Raw genomic sequence first — 16,345 nt, forward strand, 5'->3', positions numbered from 1 at the left:
ATTAGATTCTTTTGTGTTACTATCCTTCTGGATCACTTGGGTCTTGTTCATTTGGTATCCTCCTTTTTAATGGGTTAAAAAGAAAATTATATCAAATGGCTTCCAAGTGATCCACATAGTATCTACATGACAAATCATGTATAAAATATTACTCTCCCTCATGTTCAATAGCACTTCTTTTTCCCCTCTCTTCATTCACAAAAAAGGCGATAATGACTGATATCAAAAAAAATATTGAACAGATCAGTATTGCATTTTTAAGTCCAAAAAGGCTTTGAAGCAAACCTATGCTCATAAGTCCCAGAATGGCAGCTAACCGGTTTGAAAAACTCCACATCCCGAAAAACTCCCCTGCCTTTGTAACAGGTGAAAACATCCCCACCATTGCCCTGCATGAGGACTGTGTTGACCCAAGCCCGATCCCGGCAATGGAGCCTGTCACAAGAAACATATGCTCAGCTTTAAAAGAGGTGCTGCATATCCTGTTTATAATATCAGTAATCTCAATCACCCTGTAAATTAAGATTATTACTGTAAACCATATTATAAGGGTCAATATGAATGTCTTTTTTGCGCCCCATTTGTCCTGTATAATCCCGATCAAAAATGCCCCGCATGCGGCCGTAATCTGGGTGATAACAAACATGAGGGTCTGTGTTGTGCCTGACCATTTAACTATCTGGTCTCCATATATAAAGGCAAAACAGATAACAATCGAGAGCCCTGCATAGGCAAAAAAGAAGGATGATAAAAGAATAACAAGATCCCTGAAGCTTTGGATCTCCATTACAGTCTGTTTAAGCCTCTTAATCCCTATTGAATAATATGTTTCACCATCTGGTAAAACCTTTGGCCTTGTCCTTTCTTTAACCCACAAAAATGTGGGGATTGCTGTTACAAGAAAAAAAAGAGCTGTTACAGGCCCGACCATGCGAAGGTTTGCATAATTATCTATTGTGTATACACCTGCATGAATTATAAATATAACAATAGCAGTTGAAGCAAGACCGCCAAAGTAACCAAGTCCCCATGCAAAGCCCGAAATTTTCCCCATATCCTCAGGAGAACCAAGACCCGGGAGAAAGCTGGAGACAAATGCCTCACTGTATGAAAAACCTATATTCGATATAATAATTAGAATCATACAGGGAATTATTAATCCAGGCCTTACAAAATAAAGGGCAGCAGTCGTAAAAACTGTGAGGAGCCAGCTCATAAACAGGAACCTCTTTTTTGCCCCAGTAAAATCCATTATTGCACCCAGTAATGGCGATGACACAAGTACCATAAGATAACTTATGGAAAGGGAAACGCTCCAGAGAAGATTACCCAGACGAAATTCAGGCCCGTCACCAACAATGACACTTGAAAAAACATTACAGAAGACAATCGTAATTATAACAGTTGTATAGGAGGAGTTGGCAAAGTCAAACATTGCCCATCCGAAAAGCTCCCTGCGTGAGGCCCGATTAGCCATTGTCATATATAAGACTCCTTATGTATTTCAGAAAGGGCAAAAGAGGAGATAGTAAAGAGTATAAGAAAATACCCTGTATGCTATTTACCAATTATTTTTACCTTTTTCCTCTATTTCTTTTTTCTATTTACTCTTTCCTATTTTCTTTTTTCCATCTAATTATATTTGCGTACAATAACAAAAAAAATCTCTTATAGCTGATTCAGTCTGAACACCAATTTATTTTTGTTATATAAAACATTTAAAACAAAAAGTTGGCTGACAGCTGATCGCTGACTGCTGAAAGCCCCATCCAGAGCTTGTCTTTTTCCGGATGAACACAAATTAGAGAATATAATAGATTTTCGATATATAATAAACCTTCGTTCCTTCGGGTGTGGAGATATTGATTTCATCATCCACCTCTTTTCCCAGCATTGCTTTGCCTAATGGTGAATCCATACTGAGTTTTCCCTCATCAATATTAAACTCGTCAGGCCCAACAATACGATATTCGACCTCTTCCCCCTCTTCATCTTCAAGGGTAACATAAGCGCCAAAATAGACCTTATCCTGATCGTCAGGAATAGTATCGACTATAGTAATATCGTCGAGACGTTTTGTTAAAAAACGAACCCTGCTGTCAATTTCGCGCAACCGTTTCTTGCCATAAATGTATTCGGCATTTTCGCTCCGGTCACCCTGTGCAGCAGCCTCCGCAACCCTTTCAGTCACAGATGGCCGTTCAACCTTCCACAGATACTGAAGCTCATCATTTAATTTTTGTGCACCTTCAGGGGTGATATACTTTGAACTTGGTGTTCCAGGAGGACGCCATCTACCCATTTTTTACCCCCACTACTTTAATACTATTTTTCTACTCATTCCCATTGTCTCCGTGGGAATACCATTCCTGACGCTCTGCGTCTTTCTACCACTCTTTACAAACATCAATCAACCGGTTATTTAGTTTTTTATATCAGCTTTCTGCGGATGGATTAATACAGAAAATGGCTTTTGGAGATATTCAAGCAAGAAGGATTACTCTAAAAATTAAAGGTTGATTGATGTTTATATAGGATGATAAAAAGAGATCAATCCTAGTGTTCCCAAGGGGACCATATGAACAAGTTAAAAAAATAAATATCAAACAATAACTTTTTTATCTAAAATCGATTTTTCAGGAACCTTTTATAAAGCCAGGGGTACTAATATTATAAAGAAGGTTATGGAGCCCTGATGAATGACAATACAATAATAAGGCTTATCCAGGATGGTAAGATCGATGCCTATGCAAGGCTCGTTCAAAAATACCATAAAAACCTCCTTTCATTTATATATAGGCTGGTTCGTGATCCGAACATAACTGAGGATATAGGTCAGGAGGTATTTCTTTCTGCCTATAAATCACTGGCCGGTTTCAATACCGAAAAAGGAACCCCATTTTCAGCCTGGCTCTTTGTTATTGCACGCAATAAATGTGTGAACTATCTCAGGGATCATAAAAATGTAAAAACCCTGCCTGTTGATGAACTGAAAACATTATCGCTCCATCACGATAATGCTGAAGAGGCGCTGATCAAGCAGGAGGATTTACAGATATTAACAACCTCACTCAGGCAATTGCCTGAACCATTCAGGTCAACGATTCTGAAAAGTTTAGAGGGGGCATCTATGGATCAAATAGCCTGTGAATTTGGAATACCCCTGTCTACTGTAAAGACACGTTTATTAAGGGCAAGGGCAAAAATTAAAAAGTTAATGAACATTTATGTCGGAGGTGTAGGTCATGAAAGAAAAATATGAACCATCAACAGACTTTGTCTTAAAGGTCATGAGGCGTGTTTATGAATACGAGGAGTCAAAGAATCCAATCATTCAATGGCTTTCTGCTCATTCATCAATACGATATGCAATGATGGGGATTGGCGCATTACTCGGCATATTCAAGACAATACCTGCTTTCTAAATTCAAATGAGGAGACTAAAACAAATGGAAGATGTTAACCATGCACCTGTTCTTGATCATGCAAAAATTGAAACAAAATCAAAATTAAGGGAGTATATCGAGGCAATTATTTGGGCCATATTTCTTTTTCTGATTATCAAGACATGTGTGGTGCAGTCATTTAAGATCCCATCCAGTTCAATGGAAGATACACTTCTGATAGGTGACCACCTGATGGTAAACAAGTTTCTATTTGGCATCAGGATACCTTTTACAGACCTGAGACTGCCTGCGATAAGAGAGCCTGAGCGTGGAGATGTAATAGTCTTTAAATATCCTATTGATACCTCCATGGACTTTATAAAACGGGTCATAGGCGTGCCCGGTGATGAGATCAAAATCATAGATAAAAAGGTCTATATAAACGGTTCTCTTTATAAGAACCCTCATGAGATACATAAGGACAACCAGGTTTTTCCGGCTGAAGCGGTTGCGAGGGATAATTACGGCCCGATTCGCGTGCCCGGGGACTCCTATTTTGTAATGGGCGATAACAGGGATAATTCCCATGACAGCCGCTTCTGGGGTTTTGTTCCCAGATCCAATCTTGTGGGTAAAGCAATTATAAAGTACTGGTCATTGGATAAAAACAAGTGGCATGTACGATGGGAGAGGATAGGAAGGGTTATCGAGTAGTCAGGAAATTTCCTGTCCAGTTTTTGCTCAGCAATATACATATTTTACCCGTAATTATATATTAAAATATCTTCTGAAGATTTTATATTGATGATAATTATTGTATTACCAATCACTTATTGTTAACTATCAACCCTGGCACAATAGTTGTTATATCATGTGCAGATAAATATCGTTAAGGCTGTCGCTATCCTCTTACCAAACCTGATCCCATGTAAAGCAGATCATTTAGGCCACCGCTGGTGATTTCCTGCCGCTAACAAAAAAATCATGTTCCGGTTATTTAGCATAAAAAAGAGGCTTACTGCCTCAATCAATAAGGCAAATGATCTATATTGCTTTGATAAACTTATTAAAAAATCAGCTCCGCCTGCGCCTAAAATAAACATATCTTCCGACGATGTAGCCATGTATCAATACACAGACGGTACAACAGGTGTATCAAAGAAGGTCATGCTGGGTGCGCGCTTCCCTTCTTTCATGTGTTCGGCCTCACTGTGTGCATGATTTTTTCTATCCTGATGGGGATGGAGAATAATATCGTGGCAAAGCCCCAGGCAGAAAATCTGATTAAGGCAATCACAAAACATAGACCCACCTTTGCCCCAATGGTACCCACCATGTTTAAAAATATTTTTAGGCACCCTGATATTGCAAAGGCTGATATGATCTCCATAAGGGCATATTTTTCAGGCAGAGCCCCGATACCGGTGGAAATAATAAAGGAATTCGAGGCCAGAACCGGATAAAGGAGTTGATTTTATCAGGGGCTGATACAGTGTGTACCCCAGGGGATATAGAAGAGGTTATATATACATACCCAAATATACATGAGGCCGCTGTAATAGGTATACCGCATCCAAGCTGTGGTGAGGTGGTAAAGGTGTTTGCAGTGCTGAAGGAGGGGAGAAGTTTAACACAGAAGGAGCTGATAGATTATTGTGCCGGGAGGCTCGCCAAATACAAACTGCCGGTAAAGGTGGAATTCAGGCAAAGCCTGCCTAAAAATACTGTGGGTAAGATACTTAAAAAGGTATTAAAAGAAGAGGAGATAGAAAAATCATTGACGAACAGTAAAAATGATAGCAGCCTGATTACAGAGCATCCTGCAGGGCATGTATTATAAATAGGTAAAATGGCAGCATGATGATATTAAGTGGAAAAGTAATTGCCAGCGCCATAGGTACATAAAGACCAGGGTTAGCTTCAGGTATAGAAAACCTCATCGCTGCAGGTACAGCTATATAGGATGCACAGGCACAGAGCACAGTAAAAAGAAGTGCATCGCCCGTAGAAAAACCTAAAAGATTTGAAAGCAATATCCCTGTCAAGGCATTAAAAAAAGGCATAACCAATGCAAATAAGACAAGAAAAAATCCGGCCTTTTTAACCTCATTCAATCTTTTATCAGTAACCAGCCCCATATCAAGAAGGAATAGAGAAAGCATCCCTGAAAAAATAATGTCATAAAAAGGCCTAAGAGAGGCAACCCCGTTTTTACCTGTAATAAACCCGATAAAAAGACTTCCAAGCAGCAAAAAAACAGACCCGTTTGTAAGTGTACTTTTAAAAATAGCAAGCGTAGATAATTTCATGCTCTTAATACTTGGAGAAAGTCTGTACAACAATACACTTATTATCACTGTAGGGTGGGCATGCTATTACAAGCATTATTGTGTTTGCATCCACAAATCCTGAAAGGGCATTACTTCTTCCAGCAGAGGTAATAAACACTAAAGTATCCTTTTCATTCTCCCGGATTATTTCCATTGCCTTGAGCGGCACCTTATGAGCAGATGCGACCCTCATGGTGCATGAAATACCAAATCCTGCCAGCGCATTATTTATTTTTTCGCAGTAATCTTTATCAGAGCCTGAGCCCATTATAATAATTACCTGAGACATATTTTGATCTCATCAATAAATAGTTCAAAAATTTTTATTATTCATACAGAATTTCAACAAGCTCTTTTGCCTTTACTTTGGTCTTTTCGAGGGCGCCTTTTCCGGCCTCTGTTATTCTGTAATACTTCCTGATCTTTCCTTTAACGCACGCATCTTCGCAGGAAAGATAACCTTTCTGTTCAAATTTATGAAAAAAGGGATAAATAATCCCATATGACACTTCATAACCATGTTTCTGAAGTTTCTCATGAAACTCTTTTCCAAAAATCGGTTCTTTGTCAGCATAATGAAGGATTAGTATTTTAATAGAACCCAACAGAAAATCATGTGTCATAGCCTCAGGCATAATTCCCTCCTTAATATTTTATTGAAAAACAGGTTTACTTTACTCATATTTTTACTTCTATTGGTTGTTCATATCCTTCATTTCAGAAAGAATATCCTTTAAAGATGCAGCATCAAACCACCTCTTACCGGTAAGTTCATTGCAAAAGGATTGATACATTTCTGAAATGAGCTTTAAATATCCTTTAGGAAGGGCTGGAGGAGGTGATTTAACATTCTCCTTCCACTCATGCCTGTTTTCTTTTTTTTCCTTTTCAGTGTCACTGTACCATGAGGTCTTCCTGTAGAATTCTCTCGCCATCTCCTTGCTCACAGGCAGACCTTTATATGTAAACCGGCATTCGTCAGGAGTTCCCATAATATCCACTACTATAATGTTACGATCCTCATCCATACCAAACTAAATCTTTCCATCTTCATTTATCAGACCAATCCTCTCCGCTTCAGCACACGAAGCAGTTTTACCTTCATCCTGTTGCTCGCCTTTTCAAGTGAAGTAGTCTTTACACATCTTTCTCCTTCGATAAGGCCTGTATAATGACTTGGGATACCCATTTCATCAAGTTTTTCAAAAAAAAAGGCCCCTGTAAGACACAGGATTTTCCCTTTATCCTTGATATGATCGGGCATTTCGCCCCAGTCAAAAACAGAATAGCGGTCAGAGAAGGTAAAGATGCCTGAGCCTGTTTTATTTGATCCAAGCTGCTCAAGTACTGTTAAATTTTTTACGCTACCCATTATTTATCCCTCTCAATTGAGATTTTATTATCCAATATCGCTTGCCATTCTTTTATAGCTGTTATACCGCCTTTTCGCATCCTCTTCAGCCTTTTTGAACATATCTTCCGCCATCTCCGGGAACTCATTTTTAAGCGAGGTATATCTTGTCTCATTCATAAGGAATCCTCTGAATTTGTCCCATTCAGGCTCTTTTGAATCAAGGGTGAAGGGATTTTTGCCCTCGGCTTCAAGCGCGGGATTATAGCGGTACAGATGCCAGTAACCGCTTTGAACCGCATTTTTCATGACTGCCTGGGAGCTGTTCATACCTGATCTTATCCCGTGACTGATGCATGGCGAGTATGCTATCAAGAGAGATGGGCCAGGATATTCCTCAGCCTCCTTGACTGCCTTTAAAAACTGGCTCTGATTTGCGCCCATTGCCACCTGGGCTACATATACATACCCATAGGAGATTGCCATCATACCAAGATCCTTTTTACGGGTTCTTTTGCCTGATGCAGCGAATTTGGCAATTGCAGCGGTCGGGGTTGATTTTGATGATTGCCCTCCGGTGTTGGAATATACCTCTGTATCCAACACAAGCAGATTTAGTTTTTCATTCGCTGCAATAACATGATCAAGGCCGCCATATCCTATATCATAGGCCCAGCCATCACCGCCTATGGCCCAAACAGAACGTTTTCGTAAAAAATCCCTGTATTTTAAAATCTCCTTTGCATCAGGGCTGCTGTCTGTTTCAAGGATCTGCATCATCTTATAAAATAATTTTCCAGAGGCTTCAGGATTATCCTTCTCCAGCAGCCACTGAACTATCAAACTGGATGTCCCCTTTGAAGATACTTTTTTACTGTATGCCTGAAGCAATAGTATTGCACGTTCCCTGATTCGGCTGTAGCCGAGCTGTATACCGTAACCATATTCTGCGTTATCTTCAAACAGAGAGCTTGCCCATGCAGGCCCGCGACCCGCATTATTTACAGTATAGGGAGATGAAGCGGCGGTGCCACCATAAATTGATGAGCATCCTGTTGCGTTTGCTATCACCATCCGGTCACCGAAAAGCTGAGTTAATGTTTTAATGTAAGGAGTTTCCCCGCACCCTGCGCATGCACCGCTGAACTCAAAGAGGGGCTGACAGTACTGGCTTCCTCTCACGCTGTATTTATCAGCCAGGTTATCTTTATATTTAATGTTTTCAGAAATATAATCCCAGTTGGCAGACTCCTTCATTTGGGTGTGAAGAGGTTTCATGACAAGCGCCTTTTCCTTTGCGGGGCAGATATTTGCACAGACCCCGCACCCCTGGCAGTCGAGCGGGCTTACCTGAAGCCTGTAGGATAATCCATCAAACTCCTTGCCTTTAGCCTTTACAGTGGTTATCCCTGCCGGCAGAGAGGCAATCTCAGCGCTGTCAAGGAGGAAAGGCCTTATCACAGCATGAGGACATGATAAAGAGCACTGATTGCACTGTATACAGTTTTCAGGGATCCATTCGGGCACATTGACTGCTATGCCTCTTTTTTCATAGGCTGAGGTGCCCTGCGGGAACACTCCACCAGGCCTGTTGAAAAAGAGGCTTACAGGAAGATCGTTGCCTTCCATCCTGTTCATAGGTATGGCAATATCCCGGACAAACTCAGGTAATTTCTCTTCGCCAGTGGTGTTTTTCACAACGATATCCTTCCAATTTTTATCAATCCTGATCTCTATTACGTTAGCAGCCCCGAGATCAATTGCCTTCATATTCGTATTGATGACATCAGCCCCTTTTTTTCCATAGGTTTTTTTAATCGCCTCTTTCATCTCAATTTCAGCATCAGCATAGGGGATTATGTCTGCAATTTTAAAAAATGCTGCCTGCATGATTGAATTGGTTCTGCCCGGCATACCAGCTTCAACAGCAAGATTCGTTGCGTTTATGATGAAAAACCTAACCTCCTTTTCTGCCAGGGTCTTCTTTACTTTATCAGGAAGCTTTGATTCTATCTCATTTTCATCATACATACTGTTAAGCAGAAAGGTCCCCCCTTTCTTAATACCTTTTAAAACCTCATATTTTTCAAGATATGATTCCACATGGCAGGCAACAAAATCGGGGTTTGAAACAAAGTATGTTGACCGTATGGGATTTTTACCGAACCTGAGGTGAGATATTGTTATACCACCTGATTTTTTTGAATCATATTCAAAATATGCCTGTGCATACTGATCAGTATTATCACCGATGATCTTTATTGAGTTTTTGTTTGCACCTACAGTCCCGTCTGACCCAAGCCCATAAAATTTGGCCTGAAATATCCCTTCAGGGTCTCGATATTCAGATATCGATAAAGGAAGTGAGGTGTTGGTTACATCATCAGTTATTCCGACAGTAAAATCCTCTTTCGGGTTTTCAAGCTTCAGATTCTCGTAAACAGCTATTACATGAGCTGGAATTGTGTCTTTTGAGCTTAGACCATACCGGCCTCCGACTATAACAGGGCAAGCCTTCCTTCCATAGAACAGGCTCTTTACATCAAGGCAGAGCGGCTCTCCTGTGGCACCAGGCTCTTTAGTGCGGTCAAGCACTGCTATCTTTTTTACTGTTTCAGGTAATACTTTAAAAAAATATGCAGATGAAAAGGGTCTGTACAAATGGCATGTGATCACTCCCACCTTTTCGCCTTTTTCAACAAGATAATCAATTGTCTCTTTAATTGTTTCAGTTACTGATCCCATTGCTACAATTACATGTTCTGCATCAGACGCACCGTAATATGTAAAAGGATGGTATTCACGGCCGGTAATCTTTTTTATTTCCTGCATATAACTTTCAACAATGTCCGGGATAGCATTATAAAAGCTGTTCAGTGCCTCCCTTCCCTGAAAATATATATCAGGATTCTGGGCAGTGCCTTTTGTAACCGGGGCCTCAGGGTTGAGCGAACTTTTTCTGAACTCATCTATTTTGGTGTAATCGATAAGCCCGGCCATTACATCATAGGATATCTCCTCTATTTTTTGTATTTCATGGGAGGTCCTGAAACCGTCAAAAAAATGGAGAAAAGGTATTTTCCCTTTTATTGTCGACAGATGGGCGATACAGGCCATATCCATAACCTCCTGCACGCTGCCGCTTGCGAGCATCGCAAAACCTGTCTGTCTTGCTGCATAAACATCTGAATGATCTCCAAAAATAGAAAGGGCATGGGTGGATAAGGAGCGTGCACTTACATGAAAGACTGATGGAAGCAGTTCAGCCGCTATTTTATACATGTTCGGTATCATCAGGAGAAGCCCCTGTGATGCTGTAAAGGTGGTTGTAAGTGCGCCCGCCTGGAGAGACCCATGCACGGTTCCGGCAGCACCGGCCTCAGACTGCATCTCAACAACTCGCACCGGCTCTCCAAATATATTCGTTTGGCCGTAAGCTGACCACTCATCAACTGATTCAGCCATTGGCGAAGATGGGGTTATCGGGTATATGGCTGCTATCTCGGTCATAGCATATGCAACATATGCTGCCGCTGTGTTACCATCCATTGTCTTCATTTTACGTCTCATATTATTTTCCAAGGTTTGATCCTCCAGTGAATGTTTCTGATATCTATTATCAATATCAAATATTGATAATGATAATGGATATCAATATTTATTTTTGTCGTCAAGATATTTTTTTTAAAAATAATTATTTAATAACGCTGTTAGTACTGAACGATCAGGGAATATAAAAAAGACAAGCTTACCCAGTAAAATTAAAGTATATCGAAATGCACTAAAACGCGTTTCTATATAATTGAATGGGTGTATTAGATTATTACTGATTATGTATTGTGAAGATACTTAAATATTCCAGGTCATGTATATTTGGAAAAAGGAAAGCCTATATCCTTAACAGCCTCTCCACAAAGGTTTTGGCCCTGATCTTTTCGATCTTTTTAGTATTTTCATCCATCTGCCGAAATTCAGACTCTATCTGCCCCTCGATGATATTTATTTCATTATTGTACACCTGTATCTTTGTCTCCAGGTCAAGTATGGCAATCTTGTCTTCTCTTAAAAGGTTGCGGCTGCTAAAAGATTTCAGGCGTAGCTGTGCATCTTTTTTTGTATCCTCTTTTTCCTTCAATAATGCCTTCTTCTCCTGAATAAATGCACTAATTTCTTTATTTTCCTTAAGTAAGGGGGATTCCCTTTCCATTGTAAAAAAAAGGTATGAAAAACCAGCTAAAAGGATAATTAAGGCCAGAAATACAATCTTGAAGACACCGGAAATAAGCTTTACTGCCCCTGACAATAAGTTGAGCCGCCCGAAAAAACCAGAGATCTGATCGCTCTTTGTGTATTTCACATCAGTCCCTTTAACCTGATGCCATATCTTTCCTATAGCCTCAGTGACCTTTTTTATGTCATCGCCAAGGTTTTCCCCGAGCTTACCTGATTTACATTCCGATATGACCGAATCTTTTCCGGAAAGCATGTTTTCTACAGTCCTGTCAAAACTCTTCATGATTACATCGGTGTTTACCTCTGCTGTAAATTTGCCGGGAAACTCCTTTTTGAGAAACTTTATATCATCTCTTAGATGGACAAGAGATTTTTTTATCTCCTTTCCAAACTTGGCAAGGTAAACATTTTCCGCAAGGTACTCATAGCCAATAGAAATGAGAAGAAAATTATCCCGGATATTTCTGAGAGAATAAAAATCGGCCTTATTTATGGTCATTTGGAAGCCTTTTAAAATAAATTATAAACAAGTAATACAGCAAATAATCTTTTTTATCAAAAAAAATTGACAAACCTGAAAAACATCAAGTAAAACAACAAATTCGCAACATCGATACATATGTTAATTTACCCGTTTTACCTGGAAATAATTTCCTAGGGTATATAAATAAAGTCGGCATATGCCGTCAAATGATAAATAAAAGTTTTATAAAACTGACTTGGGACTATAATGGCTGATAAGAATAAAGGAAGAATAAAATTAAACAGCGAAATGTGCAAGGGTTGTTATCTTTGTATTTCAGTATGCCCGAAACATATTATTGCTGTATCTGAAACCCTTAACCATCAGGGGTATTACCCTGTAAAGAGTACGGATAACAGTGATGACCCGAAGTGTACAGGGTGCGCAATGTGTGCAACCATATGCCCTGATGTTGCAATAGAGGTTTATCGTGACTGAAAAAGTACTGATGAGTGGAAACCATGTTATAGGCGAGGCAGCAGTGAGGGCCGGTTGCAGATTTTATGCAGGATACCCTATTACCCCCCAGAACGAACTTACCGAGTACATGGCAGGTGCAATGGCAAAGCTAAATGATGGGACATTTATACAGGCAGAGAGCGAAATAGCGGCCATTAATATGCTTATAGGGGCATCAATGGCAGGGGCACGTGTCATGACAAGTTCATCAAGCCCGGGTATAAGCCTTAAACAGGAGGGTATCTCATTTTTATCCGCCCTTGAACTCCCTGCGGTTATAGTAAACTGTATGCGCGGCGGCCCGGGGTTAGGAAATATTGCACCGTCCCAGGGTGACTATTTTCAGGCCACGCGTGGTGGAGGACACGGTGACTACAGGAATATTGTCCTTGGCCCTGCAACAGGTCAGGAGATCTGCGACCTTGTGACAAAGGCATTTGACTATGCAGATGAATACCGCACCCCTGTAATGATACTTCTAGACGGGATGATGGGGCAGATGATGGAACCGGTTGTTTTTCCTGAATACAGGGACATTTACACACTACCAGAAAAACCATACAAGATCGATGGCGCAAAGGGAAGGCCAAGGCGTGTTATCAAATCCCTTCTGCTTGATGTAAATGTTGAAGAGGCACACAACTGGAAGCTTGTTAAACGATATGAGCAGATAAAAGAAAAGATCCAGATGGCAGAATCATACCGTACAGATGACGCAAAACTCACAGTGATTGCCTATGGTATTGCGGCCAGGATAGCTAAAAGCGCTGTTGATAGGGCAAGAGAAGAAGGTATAAAGGCAGGGCTTTTCAGGCCTGTTACCCTTTGGCCTTTCCCCGAAAAATACTTAAAAGAGGCAGCCTCAAATAATACAGAATTTCTAATCTATGAGATGAGTACAGGCCAGATGATCGAGGATGTAAGGCTATCGTTAAACGGAAGCAGCAGGATACATTTTTATGGCCGTCCGGGAGGGCCAGTATCCACACCAGCGGACATATTTGAACAGATAAAAAAATATTATCCTGAATAACTGACCGTTATCAGGTTTTTATTACAAGGGATCACATATGACAGAGACAATCTTTAAAAAACCAAAGTATCTTAAGGATGCGGTTTTTCACTACTGCCCGGGCTGCGGCCACGGTATAACCCACCGTCTTGTGGCAGAGGTTATTGAAGAGCTTGATATAGCTGACAGATCCATATGCGTGCCCCCTGCAGGATGTGCTGTACTCGCTTATGACTATTTTGATATTGATGTGGGCGAGGCTGCCCACGGCAGAGGCGCTGCTGTTGCAACCGGTCTGAAGAGGGTACTCCCTGACAGGATAGTATTCACATACCAGGGTGACGGCGATATGGCTGCCATAGGCACTGCCGAGACAATACATGCAGCAAACAGGGGTGAAAATATAACAACCATCTTTATCAATAACGGAACCTACGGTATGACAGGCGGTCAGATGGCGCCGACCACACTTGTTGGGCAGAAATCCACCACTACACCGGGTGGCAGGGATACAAAAAGGGATGGTAACCCATTAAGGTTAAGCGAAATGCTGGGGCTCCTGGATGGTACATTTTATATTGAACGTGTCTCTGTCACCTCACCAAAAAATATAAGGGCTGCAAAGAAGGCCATAAAAAAGGCATTCAAGATACAGATGGACAACCTCGGATACTCACTGGTAGAGGTGCTGTCCCCATGCCCTACAAACTGGAAGATGTCACCAGTTGATTCATGTAAATGGATAGATGAATACATGACTAAGGTATTCCCCCTGGGTGTAATAAAGGATAATTCAGATAATAAGTGAGAAAGGGGATATTTGAGATGATTACCAAAACAGCTTTTGCAGGATCAGGCGGGCAGGGAGTCCTTTCAATGGGATATATCCTTGCCTATGCTGCCATGAGAGATAAAAAAAATGTGACATACCTCCCTTCTTACGGGGCAGAGGTGCGCGGCGGCACTGCAAACTGCACTGTATGTATATCAGATGAAGAGATCGCTTCACCGGTCGCCTCAGCGCCGGATTATGCCATTGTTCTCAATAAGCCATCCATGATCAAGTATCAGGGCATGATCAGAAAAGGTGGAATCATGCTGGTTAACTCCTCACTTGTGGATGCAAAGGCTGAGAGGACGGATATAGAGGTGGTATATATCCCGGCTAATAAGCTCGCCCTTGAACTCGGCAGTGAACGGGCAGTAAACATGATCATGCTTGGGGCATTTGCAGCAAAAACAGGGGTAACCTCCCTTGAATCCCTCGCAGGCGGGATGAGCGATGTGTTGAAATCCAAGAACGCCGGCCTTGTTGATCTGAATAAAAAGGCTATGGAAAAGGGGGCAGAATACGCTCTTAATCCCAGATAAAAGAGGATTCATATAAACTCTATCAAAGAGGCGTCATAATCCTCAACCTTTTCATATCCCATAAGATTTAAAAGGGTTGCTGCTACACTGGAAAGGCCCCTCTCCTTTAGCTGAGCCATCCGGTATTCGCCTTTATATTGGGGATCAACAATGACAAAAGGTACAGGGTTCAGTGTATGTGATGTCTTTACGCTTTTCTTTCCATCCTCTCCTATTGTAAACATGACATCCGCATTACCGTGATCAGCAGTAACAACAGCAATCCCACCCAGTTTTTCAACAACATAAATAAGCTCGCCAACGCATTTATCCACCATCTCAACCGCTGTTATGGCTGCATCCATAACCCCTGTATGGCCGACCATGTCGCCATTTGCAAAATTGAGCCTGCCGAACCGGTATTTTCCTGTCTCAAGCAAAGTGATAACCGCATCCTTGATCTCAATGGCCTTCATTTTGGGCGCCTTATCAAACTGTATCCTGTCAGATGGTATTTCAATATATTTTTCAATGAATTCATCAATATATCCTGACCGGTTCCCGTTCCAGAAATATGTTACATGACCGAACTTCTGGGTCTCTGATACAGCGAAGGATGTGATCCTGGAAGCACACAGGTATTCACTCACAGTGCGCTCTATGGAAGGGGGCTGTACAAGATAATTGGGCGGGATATGTGTATCGCCGTCATATTCCATCATGCCTGCATAAAGGATGTCCGGTAAGGGGCCGCGGTCAAACTCCGTGAAATCCTTTTCTGCAAAGGCCCTTGATATCTCTATAGCCCTGTCACCCCTGAAATTAAAGAATACAACCGAATCACCATCCTTTATTGTGCCGCATGGTTCACCATCACTACCTGTAATGACAAATGAATCAAGGTACTGATCAGTGATCCGAGGATCTTCAGCATAATAGGTCTTGATGGCCTCTTCAGCAGACCTGAATCTTCTGCCCTTGCCAAGCACATGGGCATCCCATCCCCTTTTTACTATGTTCCAGTCCGCATTGTATCTGTCCATTGTAACCTTCATGCGTCCCCCACCTGAGGCTATCCTGTAATCAAGGTTTTTATCCCTTGATATATCCTCAAGCCTTTTTTCAGTCGGAATAATGTAAGAAAGCGCGCTCTTTTCGCCAACATCCCTTCCGTCCAGCAGGGTATGTACCCTCACCTTTTTTACTCCTGATTCCAAACACTTACCTATAAATATATAAAGATGATCAATATGGGAATGGACATTACCATCGGAAAGAAGCCCGATAAAATGAATAGTCCCGCCTTTTTTTGAGCGGGATTCCATATCATGCCATATTTTTGACGTAAATACATTTCCGTTCCTCAGTGCAGTATTAACCAGGCTTGCCCCCTGCTCAAAGACCCTCCCTGCACCAAGTGCATTGTGCCCCACCTCGCTGTTACCCATGTCATCATCAGAGGGAAGACCTACAGCCCTGCCATGCGCCTTTAACATTGTGTAGAGTTCTGATTTAAACAGGCGATCCAGGACAGGCGTATCTGCAAGATAAACTGCATTGGTCTCATCATTCTTACCGATCCCTATGCCATCCATAATAATAAAAAGCAGCGGGCCTTTTCTTCCTTTAAAATTTTTCAGGGGCGCTAGTTCAAGGGACATTTTATTCTCCATTAGATTTGGTATTTAAGAATGGATGTTA

Annotated in this window: 18 protein-coding genes and 1 pseudogene; 10 read left to right on the forward strand and 9 right to left on the reverse strand. The window is 41.3% G+C overall.

Annotated elements, in window-relative coordinates:
* Positions 1 to 148: 148 nt before the first annotated feature.
* Together GX654_10285 and greB are read right to left on the reverse strand one after the other, a co-directional pair.
* The gene (locus GX654_10285) at positions 149 to 1,483 is read right to left on the reverse strand and encodes an MFS transporter (GenBank protein ID NLD37244.1); all 1,335 of its coding nucleotides are present in this window, start codon (positions 1,481 to 1,483) and stop codon (positions 149 to 151) included.
* Positions 1,484 to 1,801: 318 nt separating this feature from the next.
* Positions 1,802 to 2,302 (reverse strand): transcription elongation factor GreB, encoded by a 501-nt coding sequence (gene greB / locus GX654_10290; GenBank protein ID NLD37245.1) that lies wholly within the window; start codon positions 2,300 to 2,302, stop codon positions 1,802 to 1,804.
* A 393-nt stretch (positions 2,303 to 2,695) separates the two neighbouring features.
* Here greB and GX654_10295 point away from each other — a divergent pair, with 393 nt between their 5' ends.
* From GX654_10295 to GX654_10320, 6 genes are all read left to right on the forward strand, one after another.
* A complete protein-coding gene (locus tag GX654_10295) occupies positions 2,696 to 3,262 on the forward strand; it encodes a sigma-70 family RNA polymerase sigma factor (protein NLD37246.1) in 567 nt (188 codons plus the stop codon).
* A complete protein-coding gene (locus GX654_10300) occupies positions 3,246 to 3,425 on the forward strand; it encodes a hypothetical protein (GenBank protein NLD37247.1) in 180 nt (59 codons plus the stop codon). Before GX654_10295 ends, GX654_10300 begins: the two co-directional genes overlap by 17 nt.
* A gap of 24 nt (positions 3,426 to 3,449) precedes the next feature.
* Positions 3,450 to 4,100 carry a signal peptidase I gene (gene lepB / locus GX654_10305; GenBank protein ID NLD37248.1) on the forward strand — a complete coding sequence of 217 codons (651 nt, stop codon included), beginning with the start codon at positions 3,450 to 3,452 and terminating at the stop codon, positions 4,098 to 4,100.
* Between the two features lie 270 nt (positions 4,101 to 4,370).
* On the forward strand, positions 4,371 to 4,607 hold the full coding sequence (locus GX654_10310; protein ID NLD37249.1) for a long-chain fatty acid--CoA ligase: 237 nt from the start codon (positions 4,371 to 4,373) through the stop codon (positions 4,605 to 4,607).
* Positions 4,598 to 4,849 carry a long-chain fatty acid--CoA ligase gene (locus tag GX654_10315; protein NLD37250.1) on the forward strand — a complete coding sequence of 84 codons (252 nt, stop codon included), beginning with the start codon at positions 4,598 to 4,600 and terminating at the stop codon, positions 4,847 to 4,849. The genes GX654_10310 and GX654_10315 overlap by 10 nt, the downstream gene beginning before the upstream one ends.
* A 29-nt stretch (positions 4,850 to 4,878) precedes the next feature.
* Complete coding sequence (locus GX654_10320; GenBank protein ID NLD37251.1) at positions 4,879 to 5,226, forward strand: long-chain fatty acid--CoA ligase; 348 nt, start codon at positions 4,879 to 4,881, stop codon at positions 5,224 to 5,226.
* Here the strand turns inward: GX654_10320 and GX654_10325 are convergent.
* From GX654_10325 to GX654_10350, 6 genes and pseudogenes are all read right to left on the reverse strand, one after another.
* Positions 5,195 to 5,725: a sodium-dependent bicarbonate transport family permease gene (locus tag GX654_10325; GenBank protein ID NLD37252.1), complete on the reverse strand. Its 531-nt coding sequence runs from the start codon at positions 5,723 to 5,725 to the stop codon at positions 5,195 to 5,197. The two genes, GX654_10320 and GX654_10325, sit on opposite strands and share 32 nt — an antisense overlap.
* A complete protein-coding gene (locus tag GX654_10330; protein NLD37253.1) occupies positions 5,700 to 6,005 on the reverse strand; it encodes an AIR carboxylase family protein in 306 nt (101 codons plus the stop codon). Before GX654_10330 ends, GX654_10325 begins: the two co-directional genes overlap by 26 nt.
* A gap of 37 nt (positions 6,006 to 6,042) precedes the next feature.
* On the reverse strand, positions 6,043 to 6,351 hold the full coding sequence (locus GX654_10335; GenBank protein NLD37254.1) for a helix-turn-helix transcriptional regulator: 309 nt from the start codon (positions 6,349 to 6,351) through the stop codon (positions 6,043 to 6,045).
* A 57-nt stretch (positions 6,352 to 6,408) separates the two neighbouring features.
* A pseudogene (locus tag GX654_10340) lies at positions 6,409 to 7,088 on the reverse strand (hypothetical protein).
* A gap of 27 nt (positions 7,089 to 7,115) precedes the next feature.
* Positions 7,116 to 10,637, reverse strand: coding sequence for a pyruvate:ferredoxin (flavodoxin) oxidoreductase (gene nifJ, locus GX654_10345; protein ID NLD37255.1), 3,522 nt, complete (start codon positions 10,635 to 10,637; stop codon positions 7,116 to 7,118).
* Between the two features lie 319 nt (positions 10,638 to 10,956).
* Entirely contained in the window at positions 10,957 to 11,799 is an 843-nt protein-coding gene (locus GX654_10350) for a hypothetical protein (protein ID NLD37256.1), read from the reverse strand.
* 231 nt (positions 11,800 to 12,030) lie between these two features.
* Between GX654_10350 and GX654_10355 the strand changes: the two genes are divergently transcribed.
* From GX654_10355 to GX654_10370, 4 genes are read left to right on the forward strand one after another with little or no spacing between them, the layout of a single operon-like run.
* A complete protein-coding gene (locus GX654_10355) occupies positions 12,031 to 12,261 on the forward strand; it encodes a 4Fe-4S dicluster domain-containing protein (protein NLD37257.1) in 231 nt (76 codons plus the stop codon).
* A 10-nt stretch (positions 12,262 to 12,271) separates the two neighbouring features.
* Positions 12,272 to 13,315 (forward strand): 3-methyl-2-oxobutanoate dehydrogenase subunit VorB, encoded by a 1,044-nt coding sequence (gene vorB / locus GX654_10360; protein NLD37258.1) that lies wholly within the window; start codon positions 12,272 to 12,274, stop codon positions 13,313 to 13,315.
* A 37-nt stretch (positions 13,316 to 13,352) separates the two neighbouring features.
* On the forward strand, positions 13,353 to 14,102 hold the full coding sequence (locus GX654_10365; protein ID NLD37259.1) for a 2-oxoglutarate oxidoreductase: 750 nt from the start codon (positions 13,353 to 13,355) through the stop codon (positions 14,100 to 14,102).
* A gap of 17 nt (positions 14,103 to 14,119) precedes the next feature.
* Positions 14,120 to 14,665: a 2-oxoacid:ferredoxin oxidoreductase subunit gamma gene (locus tag GX654_10370; protein ID NLD37260.1), complete on the forward strand. Its 546-nt coding sequence runs from the start codon at positions 14,120 to 14,122 to the stop codon at positions 14,663 to 14,665.
* A gap of 8 nt (positions 14,666 to 14,673) precedes the next feature.
* On the opposite strand, the gene GX654_10375 is transcribed toward GX654_10370, so the two are convergent.
* Complete coding sequence (locus GX654_10375; protein NLD37261.1) at positions 14,674 to 16,305, reverse strand: 2,3-bisphosphoglycerate-independent phosphoglycerate mutase; 1,632 nt, start codon at positions 16,303 to 16,305, stop codon at positions 14,674 to 14,676.
* Positions 16,306 to 16,345: the final 40 nt, after the last annotated feature.

Origin of the sequence: Desulfatiglans sp. (assembly GCA_012513605.1) — a bacterium.
Classification (GTDB): Bacteria; Desulfobacterota; DSM-4660; order Desulfatiglandales; family HGW-15; genus JAAZBV01.